The sequence below is a fragment of the Variovorax sp. P4_B11 genome (assembly GCF_056402355.1).
In genome coordinates this window covers 92,207-109,131 of the sequence record NZ_JBFUHO010000002.1, presented here as the reverse complement: position 1 = coordinate 109,131, position 16,925 = coordinate 92,207, and the positions used below count along the sequence as shown (strand labels likewise).

The window sequence follows — 16,925 nt, the reverse complement described above, 5'->3', positions numbered from 1 at the left end:
GAAGGTCTTGTCGTATGCGGTGCGGCTGCCGTGTGGGAACCTCAGCGCGGCGCGAATTCGGGCCGCGGCGCGCCCACGCGCGGCAGGCCCATGATCTCGCGCGCCTCGGCCGGCGTGGCGGGCTCCATGTCCATCTCGCGGATGACCCGCACGATCCGTTCGGTCAGCTGCAGGTTGGTCGCCAGCTCGCCGTGGCGGTAGTAGAGGTTGTCCTCGAGCCCCACGCGCGCATGGCCGCCCAGCAGCAGCGCCGCGATGTTGGCCTCGAGCTGCGACGGGCCGATGCCGCTGACGCCGAAGATCGCGCCCTTGGGCAGCGTGTCGACCATCATCTGCAGGTTGCGCGGCGAGTAGGGCATCGCGTTCTGGAAGTTGCGGTGCACGTTCATCACCAGGTTGATGAAGTAGGGCTCGTCGTCCAGGCCCTCCTGGATCAGCGTGCTCGTGTCCTGCAGGATGTGGGTCGGGCTGAACACCTCCCACTCAGGCTTGATGCCGCGCGCCTTCATGCCGGCGGCCAGCTCGCGGCCCTTGGTCAGCGGCGTATCCATCAGGATCTCGCGGCCTTCGAAGCTGAGGTTGAGCGTGGTGGCATCGAGCGTGCACATCTCGGCGCCGGCGTCCATGCCCTTGATGCGCTCCTCGAAGGCGATCTCCCAGCGGTCGCCGGGCAGCGGCTTGATCATGTCGCCGTGCACGCCGCCGCCGGTCGAGTTGTTGATCACGATGTCGCAGCCGGCCGCCCGGATGCGGCTGTTGATGTCGCGGTAGACGTCCGCGTTGCAGGTGGCGCCGTCGTCGGGCCGGCGGGCGTGCAGCGCGACCACGCTGGCGCCGGCGCGCCAGCAGGCCACCACGTCGGCGGCGATCTCGGCCGGCTGGGTCGGGAGGTGGGGGTTCTGCGACTTGTGGGCCATGCCGCCGGTGGGGGCAATGGTCACGATCACTTTGCGCTTCGACATGGGTGTCTCCTGTGAACAGCGGAGTATTATTTTTGGCTGCCGACACCCGTGCAGTCATCGCAACGACATTTGGGATCAGGGTTTACGAGGCGAAAGCGTTCATGCCCCACAAGCCGACACAGAGACAACACGCCGCGCTATCGCTGTCCATCCCGGGCCTGCTCGAGGTCTCGGGCTGGTTCCCGGACCTCGACGCCGAGGCCCAGGCGCGCGTGCTCGACGAAATGCGCGAGGAGCATGTCGCCGCCGGCGCCGCCCTCTGCCGGCGCGGCGAGACGCCGCTGCACTGGTACGGCACGCTGGAAGGCCTGCTCAAGTGGTCGATCACCTCGGACGACGGCCGTTCGGTGACCTTCGGCGGCCTCTCGGTCGGCAGCTGGTTCGGCGAGGGCACCTTGCTGCGCGCCGTGCCGCGCACGGCCGACATCATCGCGCTGCGCGACAGCCGGGTGGCGGTGCTGCCCATCGAGACCTTCGAATGGCTGCACCGCACGCAGATGAGCTTCAACCACTTCCTGCTGGTGCAGATCAACGAGCGCCTGCACTGGTTCATGGGCAACTACGCGGCCCAGCGGCTGCTCGATGCCGACAGCCAGGTGGCGCGGGCGATCGCCGGGCTGTTCCACCCCTGGCTGCATCCGCTGGGGCAGGCGCACCTGGAGACTTCCCAGGAGGAGATCGCGAATCTGTCGGGGCTGTCGCGGCAGCGCTGCAATGCGGCACTGAACCGGCTGCGCGCCGCGGGGCTGCTGCAGATCGACTATGGGGGGATCACGGTGGTGGATCTGGAAGGGCTGCGGCGCTTCGTGGATCAGATCTGAGGGGCGGGGCATCGAACTGGACTTGGTTCGTCTCGCGGCGTAGCATCGTCGGGCCCCTTGCCGCCCGAGCCGCGGCGACAAGGCGATATGCGTGCGGCTTCAATGGAGGTTCGTATGAGCTATCACCTGGAAGGACGTCTCCTGGAGGTGTGCAACTGCAATGTGCTGTGCCCCTGCTGGATCGGCGAGGACCCCGACAACGGAACCTGCGACACCATCATCGCCTGGCGCGTCGACAAGGGAACCATCGACGGCGTCGACGTGGGCGGCAACACCATCGCAGCCGTGGCGCATGTGCCGGGCAATATCCTGCAAGGCAACTGGACCGCGGCGATCTTTGTCGACGACCAGGCTTCGAAGGCGCAGGAGGAGGCCCTGCTCAAGGTCTACACCGGCCAGGCCGGCGGGCCGATTGCCGACCTCGCCAAGCTCATCGGCCAGGTGGTGTCGGTCGAGCGGGCGCCGATCCGCTTCACGGTGAACGAGGGCAAGGGCGAACTGGAGATAGGCAAGGACTACTACGCCGAACTCGAACCCTATCGCGGCGCGACCGGCGGCCAGACCACCCTCTCCGACACCGTGTTCTCGACCGTGCCGGGCGCTCCGGTCTTCGTCGGCAAGGCCCCGTCCTATCGGTCCAAGAACGCCGCCCTCGGCATCGACGTCGACATCAAGAACCACAACGCCCTGCAGAGCACCTTCGTCTTCGACGCCTGAACACGTGCTGCCAATGAGCGCCACGCCGGCGCGCCCATCGCCGAGCAGCGCCTCCCGCCACCGCCGGGTGTTCCTGCCGGTCCTGGCCGCGCTGGTCTCGCTCGCGTGGCTCGTGTTGTGGGCCTGGGCGCGCAGCCCGTACGGCCGCTATCTCGCGCACGACGAGTGGACGTCGTCGGGACCGGCGGCGTTTCTGTGCCGTGCCGTGCCGGCCGGCGACGTGGTGGTGCCGCTGGTGCTCTACGCCGCCGCGTGGATCCTCATGACGGCCGCCATGATGCTGCCGACCACGCTGTCCCTGTTCAACGCCTTCGATCGGTTGACGGCCCAGCGCCCGGACCATGGGCGCCTCCTGGTGCTGCTCGGCCTGGGCTACATGGCGGCGTGGGGGGGCTTCGGGCTGCTGGCGCATGGGCTTCACAGCGCAATGCTGTTCCTGCTCGCCAGGGAGCCCGCGCTCGCCTGGCATGGCTGGATGATCGGCGCCGCGACGATCGGGTTGGCTGGCGCCTTCCAGTTCAGCAAGCTCAAGCACCGCTGCCTGGACAAGTGCCGCACGCCCCTGAGTTTCGTCATCCAGCACTGGCGCGGGCAGGCGCAGGCGCGTCATGCCTTCATGCTCGGCGTGCACCACGGCGTGTTCTGCGTCGGCTGCTGCTGGGCGCTGATGCTGCTGATGTTCGCGCTCGGCGCCGGCAGTCTCGGCTGGATGCTGCTGCTCGCTGCCGTGATGGCGGTCGAAAAGAACCTTCGCTGGGGCCGGCGTCTCAGCACGCCGGTCGGCATCGCCCTGCTGGCCTGGGCCATCGTCCTGGTGGCGACCCATGCGTGAGGCGCGCGGCGACCTGCCCGCGCTGCGGACGATCCTCCTCACCGCTGCGGCCATGCTCGCCTTTGCCGCCAACTCGCTGTTGTGCCGGCTCGCATTGCAGCGCAAAGGCATCGATCCGGCCAGCTTCAGCAGCGTCCGGCTGGTTTCCGGAGCGCTCACGCTCGCCGTCATCGTCCATGTCCGGCCGGGCCGGCCGTCGCAGGGGCGCACCGACTGGCTCGCCGCGGCGATGCTGTTCGCCTATGTCGCGTTCTTCTCCTTCGCCTATCTCAGCCTGTCTGCGGGCACCGGTGCGTTGATTCTGTTCGGCGCCGTTCAGTTGACGATGTTCAGCGTGGGACTGCGCGCCGGCGAGCACTTCGGACCCATCGCGTGGACCGGTCTGGTGCTGGCTGTCGCAGGGCTGGTCTACCTCGTGTCGCCGGGCGTGGCCGCGCCGCCGCTGCTGGGTGCCGCATTGATGGCCATCGCCGGCGTGGCCTGGGGCGTGTATTCGCTCCGCGGCCGCGGAGTCGCCGATCCGCTGGCCGCGACGGCGTCCAACTTCGCGCGGGCGGCGCCGATGGCGCTGCTGCTGAGCCTGATGCTCGCGGCCAGAGCGCAGGCGGATGCCGGCGGGCTCGCCCTGGCCATCGCCTCCGGCGCCCTCACGTCCGGCATCGGCTATGTCATCTGGTATGCCGCCCTGCCCGGGCTGTCCGCCATGCGCGCCGCCACGGTGCAGTTGTCGGTGCCGCCCATCGCCGCGTTCGGTGGGGTCCTGTTCCTGGCGGAGTCGATCACGCCGCGCCTGGCCCTTGCCTCCGGGGCGATCCTCGGCGGCATCGCGCTGGTGCTGACCAGCAGATCGCGCAAGCCGCGGCCGTAGCCGGCCTTCAAGAAGATCCGGTCGCTGCCGATAAGAAGGCGTGGCGGCCTTGAGCCGCCGCGCCGAACCATGACCACGACCGAAGTTTCCACGCCCGAGGCGTTGCGCGCCGGGCTCGCCGAACAACAGCCCCTTACGCTTTGGCCTCCACGTGATAGGTCCGGATCGGCTCCGCCTTGCCCTTGACCAGTGCCGGTGGCATGGGCCGCAGGCGAAACTGATCATCGATCGCGCGGCGAATATCCTCTGTGATCAGCAGATCGACTTCGTACTTGCTGGTCAGCCCTTCGACCCGGGAGGCGACGTTGATCGGGTCGCCCGTGACGCTGAACTTCGACAGCCCGGTGGTGCCGATCACGCCTGCCACCACCTCCCCACCGTGAATGCCGATGCCGAAGCGCAGTTCGGGCAGTCCCTTCTCACGCAAAATGGCGTTGTAGCGCGCCAGCTCCGCGCGCATTTCCAGAGCGGCCAGCACGGAATCTCGCGCCTGCCAGGGGTTGGGTTCCATGGCGCCGAACAGGGCCAGCAAGCCGTCGCCCACGAACTCGGTGACATGGCCGTGATGATGGGCAATGGCAATCGTCATGTGGCGGAAGTAGTCGTTCAGGATGCTCACCGTGACGGCGGGGTCGAGCCGATCGCACAGGGCCGTGAAGCCGCGCAGGTCGGCAAACAACATCGTCACCTGGCGTCGCTCGGGCGCGAAGGCGTCACCGGGACGAGTGAGCCGCTCCACCACGTCCGCCGGCGCGAAACGCTCGAACTGACGTTGCAGTCGCTCCAGCTTTTCATCGGCGGCCAACAGCAGCTTCTCGAGCTGGTCGTTCTGGCGGCGGCCGCGCAGGACGAGCACTGCCAGGCCCGAGAGAACGAAGGCCCCGACCGCGGCAAGGACCCAGGCCAGCGCCATCATTCCAGCAACATGGCCAACCGGACGGTCCCATTCGCCAGCGATGCCACGCCGATGGCTTCCAGCAACGCGTCGGCGCCCAGTTCGGCACCGAGGGCGCGTGTCTCTTGCTGGATCGACGAAGGTTCGTAGTACACGGTGTCGCGCGCCCAGGCCAGGAGGCCGGCTTCGCGTTGCGCCAGGCGGGGGCAACGAAGCGTCGCCATCGCGCTGTCGATTTCCGTCTGACCCAGGCCCTCTGCGAGAAGCAACTGCGTCGCCGCGGCTTCGCAATGCGGGCAGCCGAGTGTGCGCGCCACCACGGCGAACATCAGCGCCTTGGCGCTGCGGCTCAGCACCCCCGTTTCGAACGCGCCGTCGAGCGCCGCCTTCATGACCCGACCTGCACGCAGACCGGCAAGCGGCGCCACCACCACGCCAAAGGGTCCGGCAGCCAGCGCAGCCCGATCCAGCGCCGCTTCCACCGGCCTTCTCGGCGCGAGCTTCTTCATCAACGGGATCGCGAGCGCGAGCAGCCAGCGCAACGGTCCGCTGGCCATGCGTTCGAACTTCTGTTCCGGCGGACACGCGAGCAGGGTGCTGACGCGGTTGTAGAAGCACCCGAGCGAGATCGCGAAGGCGATCTCGCCTATTTGCTCCGGGGTGTAGCCGAGCGTGAGCAGGGCGGCACGCTCGGCCGCAGCCGGGCGTGGCCTCGATCGAGCCAGACTGCGGCAGAAGGCGATGTACGCGCGCTCCTTGTCGTCCAGCTCGGCCGTCTGCACGTCGCGTTCGACTTGCTGGATGAAAGACTCGGAATAGCCCAGCACCTTCATGTAGGCGCGGGTCGCGCCATAGCAGTAACGGCACGAATTCTCCTGTGCCGTCACCATGTTGCCGATGCGGTACAGCCGCTCCGGCAGGGCGACCGGCACATAGCTCATCGTTTCGTAGGCGGCCTCGCGCAACCAGCGGCTGGGTGCGACCCGGCGGTCAACTTCAAGGACCTGGGCGCCGCGGCGCTTGAGCTCGGCTTCCCATGCCACATCGTGCGCTACCGGCAGGACCGGGTCTCCCCACTGAATTTCGCTCAGCAATACAGCCATCAGCCACTCCACGGATATCGGACGCAGTTGTGGCCGTATTCTGCGCCCGGCCGAACACCGGGCGCCAGCCGAGCGTGGCTGATCAGCGCGGTGCGGCGCCGCCCAGGAACATGTCGACCGCGCGCTCGACCATGCCCCGGATCTGCCGAGCCGTCAGCGGCGGCGGATTCTGCTGGTACAGCCGAAGGTCGGTCTCGGAAGTCACGATCCCCAGGAAGTGCAGCGCCATGACATGGGGATCCGCGCCGCGCAGCTCGCCGCGTTCCATGCCCTGCTCAAAATCGCGGCGCGTCAAACGCCGAGCAGTTCCTCGAGCACGGCCGGTTCGGCGACGAGATCGGCGGACGGCCCGTGCCGCACGATCTTCCCCTTCTCCATGACCACCGCGCGGTCGGTGTGCGCGAGCACCTTGCGCCAGTCGCGGTCGACGATCAGCGTCGCGATGCCGGTCGAGCGGATGTCGGCGATCACGCGCCAGATCTCGGCCACGATCAGCGGCGCCAGCCCTTCGGTCGCCTCGTCGAGGATCATCAGCCGCGGGTTGGTCATCAGCGCACGGCCGATCGACAGCATCTGCTGCTCGCCGCCCGACAGCTGCTGGCCACCATGCAAGAGCCGCTCGGTCAGCCGGGGAAAGGTCGCCATCACGCGGTCGTAGGTCCAGTCGCGCTTGCCGTCGATGCCGGCGCGCGCGCTCATCAAGAGGTTCTCGCGCACCGACAGGTTCGGGAAGATGCCGCGGCCCTCGGGCACGTAGCCGATGCCGCGCCGGGCCATCTTCTCGGGCGTCCAGCCGGTGACGTCCTGGCCGTCCAGCTTCACCTGGCCGGAGGCCGGCCGCACGTAGCCCATCAGCGAACGGATCAGCGTGGTCTTGCCCATGCCGTTGCGGCCCAGCAGGCCGACCGAGGTCGCGGCCGGGATCTCGACGTCGACGCCGCGCAGGATGTGGCTGTCGCCGTAGTAGGTGTTCAGGCCTTCGATCGTCAGCATCTCAATGATCCTCGCCCAGGTAGGCGGTGCGCACGTCGGGATTGGTGCGGATCGACGCCGGATCGCCGGTTGCGATCACCGTACCGTTGACCATCACCGTGATGCGGTCGGCGATGCGGAACACCGCGTCCATGTCGTGCTCCACCAGCAGGATCGCGTGCTGTGCCTTGAGGTTCGCGAGCAGGCCCAGCATGCGCTCGGTTTCTTCTGCGCCCATCCCGGCCAGCGGCTCGTCGAGCAGCAGCACGCGCGGCTTGGTCGCCAGGCACATCGCGACCTCGAGCTGGCGCTTGGCGCCGTGGCTCAAGGTGCCGGCGATGCGTTCCGCCACGCCGTCGAGGCCGGCCGCCGCCAATGCCTCATGGGCCGCGGCGTTGCTCGCCGCGCACTGCCGCGAGGACTGCCAGATGGCCCACGGCCGCGGCGTCGCGGCCTGCGCCGCCAGGCGGCAGTTCTCCAGCACCGTGAACTCCGGGAAGATCGTGGTGCGCTGATAGCTGCGCCCGACACCGGCCAGCGCGCGGCGGAACTGGGCCCGCGTCGTGATGTCCTCGCCGTCGAGCGTGATGCGGCCGTCGGAGGCATCGATCTCGCCCGACAGCATGTTGATCAAGGTCGACTTGCCTGCGCCGTTGGTGCCGATCACCGCGTGGACTTCGCCGCGGCGCAGGTCGAGCGTCACGGCGTTCACCGCGACCAGGCCGCCGAAGCGGCGCGTGAGCGTTTCGACTGCCAGCAACGTGCTCATGTCGCAGCTCCCTTCGGCGACAGCCGCGCCGCAATCCCGATGATGCCCTTGGGCAGCAGCGCGACGAAGGCGATGATCGCCAGCCCCAGCGTCAGCTGCCAGTGGTCCGCCATCGGGCCGACCAGCGCATGGGTGGAGAGCAGCTCCTTCAGCAAGGTGAACGCCACCGCGCCGATCACCGCGCCGCGCAGGTGGCCCAGGCCGCCGAGGATGATCATCAGCAGCACCTCGCCGGAGTTGTGCCAGGCCAGCAGTTCGGGGTTGACGACACCGTCGCGCGAGGCGAGCAGGAAGCCCGCCAGCCCGGCCAGCGCGCCGGCGATCACGAAAGCCGCCAGCTTGTAGCCGTAGACCGGGAAGCCGGCCGCGCGCATGCGCTGCTCGTTGACGCGGATGCCGGCCAGCGCGGCGCCGAAGCGCGAGCGCCGGATCAGCGCCAGCAGGCCGTAGGTCGCCGCCAGCGCGGCCAGCACGAAGTAGAACTGCACGCCGCGGTTCTCCATGTCGAGCGCGCCCAGGGCCGGGCGGATGTACATGTAGATGCCGTCGCTGCCGCCGCCGAGCGCGGTGTCGTGGAAGACGAAGAAGGCCATCTGCGCGAAGGCCAGCGTGACCATGATGAAGTAGACGCCGCGGGTGCGCAGGCTCAAGGCGCCGACGGCCAGCGCGTAGGCCGCGGCCGAGCCCATGGCCAGCGGCAGCAGCAGCGCGATCGAGCCGCCCTCCTTGCCGGAGCCGAGCACCGTGGCATAGGCGCCGATGCCGTAGAAGGCCGCATGGCCCAGGCTCACGAGCCCGGTCATGCCGACCAGCAGTTCGAGGCTCAGCGCGAAGATCGACAGGATCATCACCTTGACGACCAGGTCGGACATGTAGGGGCTCAGCATCGGGCCGAGCAGTGCCAGCGCGATCGCGCAGAGCAAGGGGAGCCAGTGGTTCAGTTTGGTCATCATCAGGTCTTGCGCCCCATCAATCCTTCGGGACGCCATATCAAGACGATCGCCATCAGTACGTACACGCCCATGCCGCTGAGCTCGGCGAAGAACACCTTGCCGAAGGTGTCGACGAAGCCGACCAGCAGCGAGGCCACCAGCGCACCGGTGATCGAGCCGATGCCGCCGATCACCACCACCACGAAGCAGATGATCAGCACGCTCGCGCCCATGCCCGGGTAGACCGAGGACATCGGCGCCGCGATCATGCCGGCCAGCGCGGCCAGTGCCACGCCGGCCGCGAACACGATGCGGTAGAGCCGGCGGATGTCGATGCCGAGCCCGCGCACCATGTCGCGGTTGCTGGCGCCGGCGCGGATCATCATGCCCAGCCGCGTGCGGTTGACCACGAAGTACAGGCCCACCGCCAGCAGCACGCAGGCCGCCGAGGCGAAGAGCCGGTACCACGGGTAGCTCATGAGGTCGCCGAGCGCGAAGCTGCCCTCGAGCCAGGGCGGCGCCTTGACGCCGTGGACGTCGTTGCCGACCAGCAGCGAGCGCAGTTCCTCGAACACCAGGATCAGGCCGTAGGTCATCAGCACCTGCTGCAGGTGGTCGCGCTGGTAGAGGTAGCTGAAGAAGGCCCACTCGAGCAGGTAGCCGAACACCGCGGCCAGCACCACGCCGGCCGCCAGCATCAGGATGAACTGGTCGCCGAACAGCGGCGACAGTGCGAAGGCCATGTAGGCGCCCAGCATGTAGAAGCTGCCGTGCGCCAGGTTGATCACGCCCATGATGCCGAAGATCAGCGTCAGGCCGGAAGCCACCAGGAACAGCAGCAGCCCGTACTGCACGGAGTTCAGGCACTGAACGAGAAAGGTACCGAAGTCCACAAGCAGTTTTCTAGGTTGAGATCGTTGAAAGGTGAGTTCCCCTTTCGGGAAACACCGCGGAACCGGCTCCGCCGGGCCGCCGGTGTTGCCCCCGGTAGGGGGTGGGCGCGCGACACGAAGTGCGCGCAACCTGGGGGCGAGCTACATGCTCGAGCTACATCCTGCAGCCGCGGGCCGGGTCGGAGAGGTTCTTGACGGCGATGCTCACCATCTTGTTCTCGTTGCCCTCGACCTTGCGCAGGTAGAAGTCCTGCACCGGGTTGTGCGCCTTGCTGATCGTGAAGGCGCCGCGCGGGCTGTCGATCTTCGCCTTCTCGATGGCACCGGCGAACTCGGCCTTCTTGCTGATGTCGCCCTTGACCGCGGCGAGGCCGATCGCCAGCATCTGGGCCGCGTCGTAGCCCTGCACCGCATACACGTCGGGCTGCAGCTTGAAGGACTTGGCGTAGGCGGTGCGAAAGGCGGTGTCGCGCGGCGTGTTCAGGCCGTCGGCGTAGTGCAGCGTGGTCAGCATGCCCTGGGCGGCTTCGCCCTGCGCTTCGAGCGTGCCGTCGGTCAGGAAGCCCGGGCCGACCAGCGGAATGGTCTTGTGGAGGCCGGCCGCCGCGTAGTCCTTGACGAACTTGACCGCCCCGCCGCCGGCGAAGAAGGAATACACCACGTCCGGCTTGGCCGCCGCGATTTCGGTCAGCAGGGCCTGGAACTCGACGTTCGGGAACGGCACGGTGAGCTGCTTCTCCACCTTGCCGCCGGCCTTCTCGAAGCCTTCCTTGAAGCCGGCCACGGATTCATCGCCGGCCGCGTACTTCCAGGTGATGGTCATCGCCTTCTTCTTGCCCTGCTTGCCCGCCACCTCGCCCATGGCGTAGGCCGGCTGCCAGTTCGAGAACGAGCTGCGGAAGATGTTCTGCGCGCACATCGGGCCCGTGACGGCGTCGGCGCCGGCGTTCGGCACGATCAGCACGGTGCCGCTTTCCTTCGCCGCCTTGGCCATCGCCATCGCCACGCCCGAATGCACCGTGCCGACGATGACGTCGACGTTGTCGCGCTTGATCAGCTTGTTGACGTTGTCGGTGGCCTTGGCCGGGTCCGACTCGTCGTCGACCTTGACGAACTCGATCTCGCGGCCGCCGAGCTTGCCGCCCTGTTCCTCGATGCGCAGCTTGAAGCCGTTCTCGATGGCGACGCCGAGCGCGGCATAGGTGCCGCTGAACGGCAGCATCAGGCCCACCTTCAGCTTGCCCTGCTGGGCATGGCCCAGGGTGGCGATACACGCCAGCGCCAGGGCTGTGAGGGTGGTGCGTGCGACGCGGTGGCTCATGGGAAGCTCTCCTTCGGTTGATTGAAATTACTTTACAGCTAAACTATTCATGACTCAAGTAAGAGTTTCCCCCAGGGCTGCCGGTTCGTCGCGCGTGCGAGCCGGCAGGTCAAGAGGAGTTTTCTGACTTGATGAATGAAACGGTCGCCACTATCGCTGTTTCGGGCTGATCGCGATGCGGGGAATGCCCGCAGTCCGGGATCTCCACCAACCGGGTCTGCGGCACGCGCTCGGCGATGCCGCGAATCTGCCGCAGTGTGCCGTACTCGTCGTCGACACCCTGGATCGCGAGCACCGGGCAGCGGATGCCGTCGAGCTCGGGCTCGATGTTCCATTGCCGGAAGGGCGGGTGCAGCCAGATCCGGTTCCAGCCCCAGAAGGCGGAGTCGGCATCGTCGTGGTATTGGCCCAGCTTCTTCGGCAGGTCGGTCTCGAGGTAGGCCTGCCGCGCCAGTTCGATGTTGGCCACGGTCACGTCCTCCACGAGGATGTGCGGCGCCAGCACCACCAGGCCCGCGACCCGTTCCGGGAATCGCGCGGCGTAGAGCAGCGAGATCGAGCCGCCGTCGCTGTGCCCGAAGAGCCACGGCTTCTCGGCGATGCCCAGCGCCTCGAAGAACGCCGGCAGCACCTCGTGTGCCTGCCGGTGCATGAAATCGACGTCCCAGGTTTCGTCGGCCCCGCGCGGCGTCGAGCGGCCGTAGCCGGGGCGCGAGAACACCAGTCCGCGGAAGCCGCCGGCCACGCACAGGCGCTCGGGGAAGTCCTTCCACATCGCGATCGAGCCGAGGCCTTCGTGCAGGAAGACGACCAGCGGGGCGTCGGCGCGCTCAGGGGCGATGCGCTGGTATTCGATGCGCACGTCCTTTCCCCGCCAGCGGATGGCGGCGAATTCGGGCTGCGCCATCACGCCTTCCGCTCCCGCTCGCGCAGGCGGAAGCGCTGGATCTTCCCTGTGGCGGTCTTCGGAAGTTCGTCCACGAACTCGATGAAGCGCGGGTACTTGTAGGGCGCCAGCCGTTCCTTCACGAAGGCCTTGAGCTCTTCGTCGGTGGCCGAGCGGCCGTCCTTCAGCACCACGTACGCCTTGGTCTTGGTCAGCCCGTCGGCGTCTTCCTTGCCGATCACCGCCGCCTCCAGCACGGCCGGATGCTGCATCAGCGTGGCCTCGACCTCGAAGGGCGAGACGTAGATGCCGCTGACCTTGAGCATGTCGTCGCTGCGCCCGGCATAGGTGTAGTAGCCGTCGGCGTCGCGCGAGTACTTGTCGCCGCTCTTGGTCCAGCCGTCGCGGAAGGTCTCGGCGCTCTTTTCCGGATTGCCCCAGTACATGATGGCCGTGCTGGGACCCTTGATGTAGAGGTCGCCGACCTCGCCGACCCCGACCGGCTGGCCGTCCTCGCCGCGCAGCTCGATCTCGTAGCCCTCGACCGGCTTGCCGGTGGTGCCGTAGCGGATGTCGCCGGGCCGGTTCGAGAGAAAGATGTGGAGCATCTCGGTCGAGCCGATGCCGTCGACGATCTCGCAGCCGAAGTGGGCCTTGAAACGCTGCGCGATCTCGCCCGGCAGCGCCTCGCCGGCGGAGGAGCACATGCGCAGCGCCACCGCTTCGCGCGCCGGCAGGTGGGGCGAAGCCAGCATGCCGGCAAAGCCGGTGGGCGCGCCGAAGAACACGGTCGGCTTGAGGCCTGTCTGGCCGGTCCAGCGCTTGAAGGTGGCGTCGGGCGTCGGCCGCTCGGCCATCAGCAGCACGGTGGCGCCGACCGACAGCGGGAAGGTCAGCGCGTTGCCGAGGCCGTAGGCGAAGTACATCTTGGCGGCCGAGAAGCAGACGTCGTCTTCGGTCAGGCCCAGCACCGGCTTGCCGTAGAGCTCGGCGGTCCACCAGGGGTTGGCGTGGGTATGGACCGTGCCCTTGGGCTTGCCGGTGGAGCCCGAGGAGTAGAGCCAGAAGGCGTGGTCCTGGGGCGTGGTGGCGGCGGGTGCCGCGAGCGGCTCGCTGGCGGCGATGGCCGAGTCGAAGTTCCGAGCGCCGGCGGGCAGGGCGCTGGTGGGCTGCGATACGAACAGGGCGCGGACAGGGTTGGGTCCCTTCGAGTCCTTCGCCATGGCCTCCTGCAGCACCGGCAGCAGCGCGCCCGACACCAGCGCCGCGGTGGCGCCGCTGTGGGCCAGCATGTAGGCGTAGTCGTCGGCCGTGAGCAGCGTGTTGACTGCCACCGGCACCACGCCGGCATAGAGGCTGCCGAGGAAGCTGATCGGCCAGTCGCTGCCGTCGAGCATCAGCAGCAGCACGCGGTCCTCGCGGCGCACGCCGCTGGCGAGCAGGGCGGCGGCGAGGCGGCGCGCGCGGTCCTCGAGCTGGCCGTAGCCGAGTGCGCCGCGGTCGTCGATGTAGGCCGCCTTGGTGGCGCGGCCGCGGTTCAGCGCGAACAGGTGTTCGGCGAAGTTGAAGGTGTCAGGCAGGTTCATCGTGTGTCTCCTCGGGTCCCATTTCGTCGGCAGGCGGCCTACTGGAGGCCGAGCTGCGCCAGCACCGCGGGGCTGGCCTGCACCGCGCTCCGGCGGTGATAGAAGTCCAGCGCCCGCAGGCCGCCGAGTTCGGCGCCGCCGCCGGCGCGCCCCGGGCCGCCATGCAGCGACATCGGCATCACGTTGCCGTGGCCGGTCTGCGCCTGGGCCACCTCGGGCGTGATCACGTGCACCCGGCCATGGCTGGCGGCGAGCCGTACCGCGGCCTGGCCGAGCGCCGCATCGTCCGCGCCATAGAGCGAGGTCACCAGCGAGCCCTGGCCGCGGTGGGCCAGCGCCACCGCGTGGTCGAGATCGCGGTACGGCAGCAGCGTGGCGACCGGGCCGAAGACCTCGATGTCGTGCACCAGGCCCGCCGCGTCGGCATCGCGCGCGCCCAGCAGCACCGGGCCGATGCAGGCCGCGATCGCCGGATCGGCATCGACCAGTGCCCGGGCGCTGCCGTCGTGCAGCACGTCGGCCTGCGCCTTGAGCTGTTCCAGCCCTTCGCGCACCGCGACGAGTTGGGCGCGACTGACCAGCGAGCCCATGCGCACGCTCTCGTTGCGCGGATTGCCGACCGTGACGCCGGCCAGCTTCGTGCCAAGCGCTTCGGCCGCGGCGTCGTAGAGCGCGGCGGGCACCAGGATGCGCCGGATCGCGGTGCATTTCTGGCCCGACTTCACGGTCATCTCGCGCACCACCTCGCGCACCAGCAGGCTGAAAGCCTCGCTGCCGGGCGTGGCGTCGGGCAGCAGCAGGGCCGAGTTCAGGCTGTCGGCCTCGATGTTCACGCGCACCGAGCGCTGCGCCACCGCCGGGTGCGAGCGGATCACGGCGCCGGTCTCGGCCGAGCCGGTGAACGACACGACGTCGAAGGGCTCGAGCGGGTCCATGAGCCCGGCCGAGCTGCCGCAGATCACCGACAGGGCGCCGGCCGGCAACACGCCGGCCTCGACCACGTCGCGCACCATGCGCTGCGTCAGCCAGGCGGTGGAGGTCGCGGGCTTGACGATCACCGGCACGCCCGAGAGCAGCGCCGGTGCGGCCTTTTCCCAGAGACCCCAGGACGGGAAGTTGAAGGCGTTGATGAACAGCGCCACGCCGCGCGTCGGCACCTGCAGGTGCTGCGACAGGAAGACCGGCTCCTTGCCGAGCTTGGCGGCATCGCCGTCGCGCAGCGCGCGCACGTCGCCGAGCGCATCGCCCCACTTGGCGTACTGGCCGAGCGTGAAGATCGCGCCGTCGATGTCGACCGCCGAGTCGTTCTTCACGGTGCCCGAATTGGCCGTGGCGATCTCGTAATAGGCGTCGCGGTGGGTCTGCAGCACCTTGACGATCGCGGCGAGCAGCCCGGCACGCTGGCGGTAGGTCAGGGCGCGCAGCGCCGCACCGCCGGTGTCGCGTGCAAAGCGGAAGGCCTCGGGCAGGTTGAGCCCCGTGGCATCGACCCGCGCCAGCTCGGTGCCGAGCACCGGGTCGACGAGCGCCGTGCCGGCGCCGCTGCCGGCCTGCCAGCGGCCGGCGACGTAGTTGGAAAGAAGTTCAGTCATTTCGGATGGTTCCAATCGTCTGTTCGGGAAACACCGCGGAACCTGCTTCGCCGGGCCGCTGGTGTTGCCCCCTGCAAGGGGGTGGGCGGCTACACGCAGTGAGCCAACCTGGGGGTGTGCGTCATTTGGTGAACTGGATTTGCCCTTCGGGCAGCAGGTAGAGAACCAGCGCGCGGCCTTGTGCGACGGTGGGGTGATGGGCGCTCCCGGGCGGATAGACGCACCAGCCGGCCGGCTGGCCATCGAAGGTCGCGTCGCCTTCCAGCGGCATGATCAAATCGATCTCGCCATTCGGATGCGTGTGGTGCGGGCCGGCGATGTCGCGCATGTCGACCACGTCGACCGAGAATCGGCCGAGCGCGTCCTCGGCCTTGAAGACGCGTCCATAGCGGATGCCGCCGCCTTCGCGATCGCACAGCCAGCCTTCGGCGACGCCGTCGATGCAGGCCTGCTTGAGCTGCTCGAAGCGCGTGCTGCCGGCGCCGTGCTGGCTGTTGAGCCAGCGGTCGAGGTCCTGGTCGAGCGGGCGGCCGGCGATCTGGCCCGTGAGCTCGGCGACGAGTTGGTGGAAGCTGTCTTTGGACATGGAAGTGTTCATGCGTGGGAGTTGAACTTGCGGCAATCGGCTGCGTGCAGTATCTTGCCTGTGCATGAACCATAAGCACCGACTACAAAGGTGTCAAGCAATATAATGCATGTACAGGTGTTAACCCTTAGCCGAACTGCCGGCCGAGCGAAAGCGAGTCATGAACCAGCGAGCTGAGGAGGTGGTGCTGTCCGCCTCTCCCGATGTCCCCGCGCCGCCCGAGGAGGCGAAGAACCCTTTGCTGGCGGCGCTCGGCGAGCGCGTGCGCAACCTGCGCGCGCGCCGCGGCCTCACGCGCAAGGCGGTGGCACTGGCGGCCGACGTGTCGGAGCGGCACTTGGCGAATCTCGAATACGGGATCGGCAACGCCTCGATCCTGGTGCTGCAGCAGGTCGCGACCGCGCTCCAGTGCTCGCTGGCCGAGCTGGTCGGCGACGTCACGACCATTTCGCCCGAATGGCTGCTGATTCGCGAACTGCTCGAGAACCGCAGCGAGGCCGACCTGCGCCGGGCCCGCGTCGCGCTCGGCGAACTGCTCGGCACCGCGGCGGGCGACCCGGCGCGGCATCGGCGGATCGCGCTGATCGGGCTGCGCGGCGCCGGCAAGTCCACCCTGGGCCAGATGCTGGCCGACGACCTGGAGATGCCCTTCATCGAGCTGAGCCGCGAGATCGAGAAGGTCGCCGGCTGCAGCGTGCGCGAGATCCACGACCTCTACGGCACCAACGCCTATCGCCGCTACGAGCGCCGGGCGCTCGAGGAAACCGTGCAGATCTACGGCGAGGTGGTGATCGCCACGCCGGGCGGCATCGTCTCCGACCCGGCCACCTTCAACCAGCTGCTGGCCCACTGCACCACGGTCTGGCTGCAGGCCGCGCCCGAAGAACACATGGGCCGCGTTGCCGCCCAGGGCGACACGCGCCCGATGGCGGCCAGCAAGGAAGCCATGGACGACCTGCGGCGCATCCTGAGCGGCCGGGCCGCGTTCTATTCGAAGGCCGATATCAGCGTCGACACCGGTGGGCAAGACCTGGCGCGCAGCTTCGAACGCTTGCGCAGCGCCGTGCGCGAAGCCATTCGCCATTCCGGCTGAGCGGCCCCCAGGAGGCGCCGGCCGGTGCTCGGACGCGGCCTGTAAAAAAGTCATTCGAGGGTTGACGCGCGCCAGAACATGCAGCATGATGCATGTT

General features: G+C 68.4%; 18 protein-coding genes. 5 read left to right on the top strand and 13 right to left on the bottom strand.

Annotated features, from left to right (window positions below):
* Nucleotides 1-41: 41 nt before the first annotated feature.
* Nucleotides 42-962 (bottom strand): beta-keto acid cleavage family enzyme, encoded by a 921-nt coding sequence (locus AC1DYD_RS02665; protein WP_478171195.1) that lies wholly within the window; start codon nt 960-962, stop codon nt 42-44.
* A 101-nt stretch (nt 963-1,063) separates the two neighbouring features.
* Between AC1DYD_RS02665 and AC1DYD_RS02660 the strand changes: the two genes are divergently transcribed.
* From AC1DYD_RS02660 to AC1DYD_RS02645, 4 genes are all read left to right on the top strand, one after another.
* A complete protein-coding gene (locus AC1DYD_RS02660; protein ID WP_478171194.1) occupies nt 1,064-1,783 on the top strand; it encodes a Crp/Fnr family transcriptional regulator in 720 nt (239 codons plus the stop codon).
* A 114-nt stretch (nt 1,784-1,897) separates the two neighbouring features.
* On the top strand, nt 1,898-2,500 hold the full coding sequence (locus AC1DYD_RS02655) for a DUF1326 domain-containing protein (protein ID WP_478171193.1): 603 nt from the start codon (nt 1,898-1,900) through the stop codon (nt 2,498-2,500).
* Between the two features lie 13 nt (nt 2,501-2,513).
* Complete coding sequence (locus AC1DYD_RS02650; protein ID WP_478171192.1) at nt 2,514-3,332, top strand: DUF2182 domain-containing protein; 819 nt, start codon at nt 2,514-2,516, stop codon at nt 3,330-3,332.
* A complete protein-coding gene (locus AC1DYD_RS02645) occupies nt 3,325-4,200 on the top strand; it encodes a DMT family transporter (RefSeq protein ID WP_478171191.1) in 876 nt (291 codons plus the stop codon). The genes AC1DYD_RS02650 and AC1DYD_RS02645 overlap by 8 nt, the downstream gene beginning before the upstream one ends.
* A 133-nt stretch (nt 4,201-4,333) precedes the next feature.
* Here AC1DYD_RS02645 and AC1DYD_RS02640 read toward each other — a convergent pair whose 3' ends face one another.
* The 12 genes from AC1DYD_RS02640 to AC1DYD_RS02585 form a co-directional block, all read right to left on the bottom strand.
* Nucleotides 4,334-5,116 carry an adenylate/guanylate cyclase domain-containing protein gene (locus AC1DYD_RS02640; RefSeq protein ID WP_478171190.1) on the bottom strand — a complete coding sequence of 261 codons (783 nt, stop codon included), beginning with the start codon at nt 5,114-5,116 and terminating at the stop codon, nt 4,334-4,336.
* A complete protein-coding gene (locus AC1DYD_RS02635) occupies nt 5,113-6,198 on the bottom strand; it encodes a carboxymuconolactone decarboxylase family protein (RefSeq protein WP_478171189.1) in 1,086 nt (361 codons plus the stop codon). The genes AC1DYD_RS02640 and AC1DYD_RS02635 overlap by 4 nt, the downstream gene beginning before the upstream one ends.
* Before the next feature lie 82 nt (nt 6,199-6,280).
* The gene (locus AC1DYD_RS02630) at nt 6,281-6,466 is read right to left on the bottom strand and encodes a TetR/AcrR family transcriptional regulator C-terminal domain-containing protein (RefSeq protein WP_478171188.1); all 186 of its coding nucleotides are present in this window, start codon (nt 6,464-6,466) and stop codon (nt 6,281-6,283) included.
* Between the two features lie 23 nt (nt 6,467-6,489).
* Nucleotides 6,490-7,191, bottom strand: coding sequence for an ABC transporter ATP-binding protein (locus tag AC1DYD_RS02625; RefSeq protein WP_478171187.1), 702 nt, complete (start codon nt 7,189-7,191; stop codon nt 6,490-6,492).
* A 1-nt stretch (nt 7,192) separates the two neighbouring features.
* Complete coding sequence (locus AC1DYD_RS02620) at nt 7,193-7,939, bottom strand: ABC transporter ATP-binding protein (RefSeq protein WP_478171186.1); 747 nt, start codon at nt 7,937-7,939, stop codon at nt 7,193-7,195.
* Complete coding sequence (locus AC1DYD_RS02615) at nt 7,936-8,892, bottom strand: branched-chain amino acid ABC transporter permease (RefSeq protein ID WP_478171185.1); 957 nt, start codon at nt 8,890-8,892, stop codon at nt 7,936-7,938. The genes AC1DYD_RS02620 and AC1DYD_RS02615 overlap by 4 nt, the downstream gene beginning before the upstream one ends.
* A complete protein-coding gene (locus AC1DYD_RS02610; RefSeq protein WP_478171184.1) occupies nt 8,892-9,764 on the bottom strand; it encodes a branched-chain amino acid ABC transporter permease in 873 nt (290 codons plus the stop codon). Before AC1DYD_RS02610 ends, AC1DYD_RS02615 begins: the two co-directional genes overlap by 1 nt.
* Nucleotides 9,765-9,918: 154 nt before the next feature.
* A complete protein-coding gene (locus AC1DYD_RS02605; RefSeq protein ID WP_478171183.1) occupies nt 9,919-11,085 on the bottom strand; it encodes an ABC transporter substrate-binding protein in 1,167 nt (388 codons plus the stop codon).
* 109 nt (nt 11,086-11,194) lie between these two features.
* On the bottom strand, nt 11,195-11,992 hold the full coding sequence (locus AC1DYD_RS02600; RefSeq protein WP_478171182.1) for an alpha/beta fold hydrolase: 798 nt from the start codon (nt 11,990-11,992) through the stop codon (nt 11,195-11,197).
* Nucleotides 11,992-13,557: a benzoate-CoA ligase family protein gene (locus AC1DYD_RS02595; protein WP_478171181.1), complete on the bottom strand. Its 1,566-nt coding sequence runs from the start codon at nt 13,555-13,557 to the stop codon at nt 11,992-11,994. Before AC1DYD_RS02595 ends, AC1DYD_RS02600 begins: the two co-directional genes overlap by 1 nt.
* Before the next feature lie 38 nt (nt 13,558-13,595).
* Nucleotides 13,596-15,149, bottom strand: a complete 1,554-nt coding sequence (locus AC1DYD_RS02590) for a 3,4-dehydroadipyl-CoA semialdehyde dehydrogenase (protein WP_478171180.1) — start codon at nt 15,147-15,149, stop codon at nt 13,596-13,598.
* Nucleotides 15,150-15,270: 121 nt separating this feature from the next.
* Nucleotides 15,271-15,735 (bottom strand): 4-hydroxylaminobenzoate lyase, encoded by a 465-nt coding sequence (locus tag AC1DYD_RS02585; protein ID WP_478171179.1) that lies wholly within the window; start codon nt 15,733-15,735, stop codon nt 15,271-15,273.
* Between the two features lie 160 nt (nt 15,736-15,895).
* On the opposite strand from AC1DYD_RS02585, the gene AC1DYD_RS02580 reads away from it, so the two are divergent.
* Nucleotides 15,896-16,828 carry a helix-turn-helix transcriptional regulator gene (locus AC1DYD_RS02580; RefSeq protein WP_478171178.1) on the top strand — a complete coding sequence of 311 codons (933 nt, stop codon included), beginning with the start codon at nt 15,896-15,898 and terminating at the stop codon, nt 16,826-16,828.
* Nucleotides 16,829-16,925: the final 97 nt, after the last annotated feature.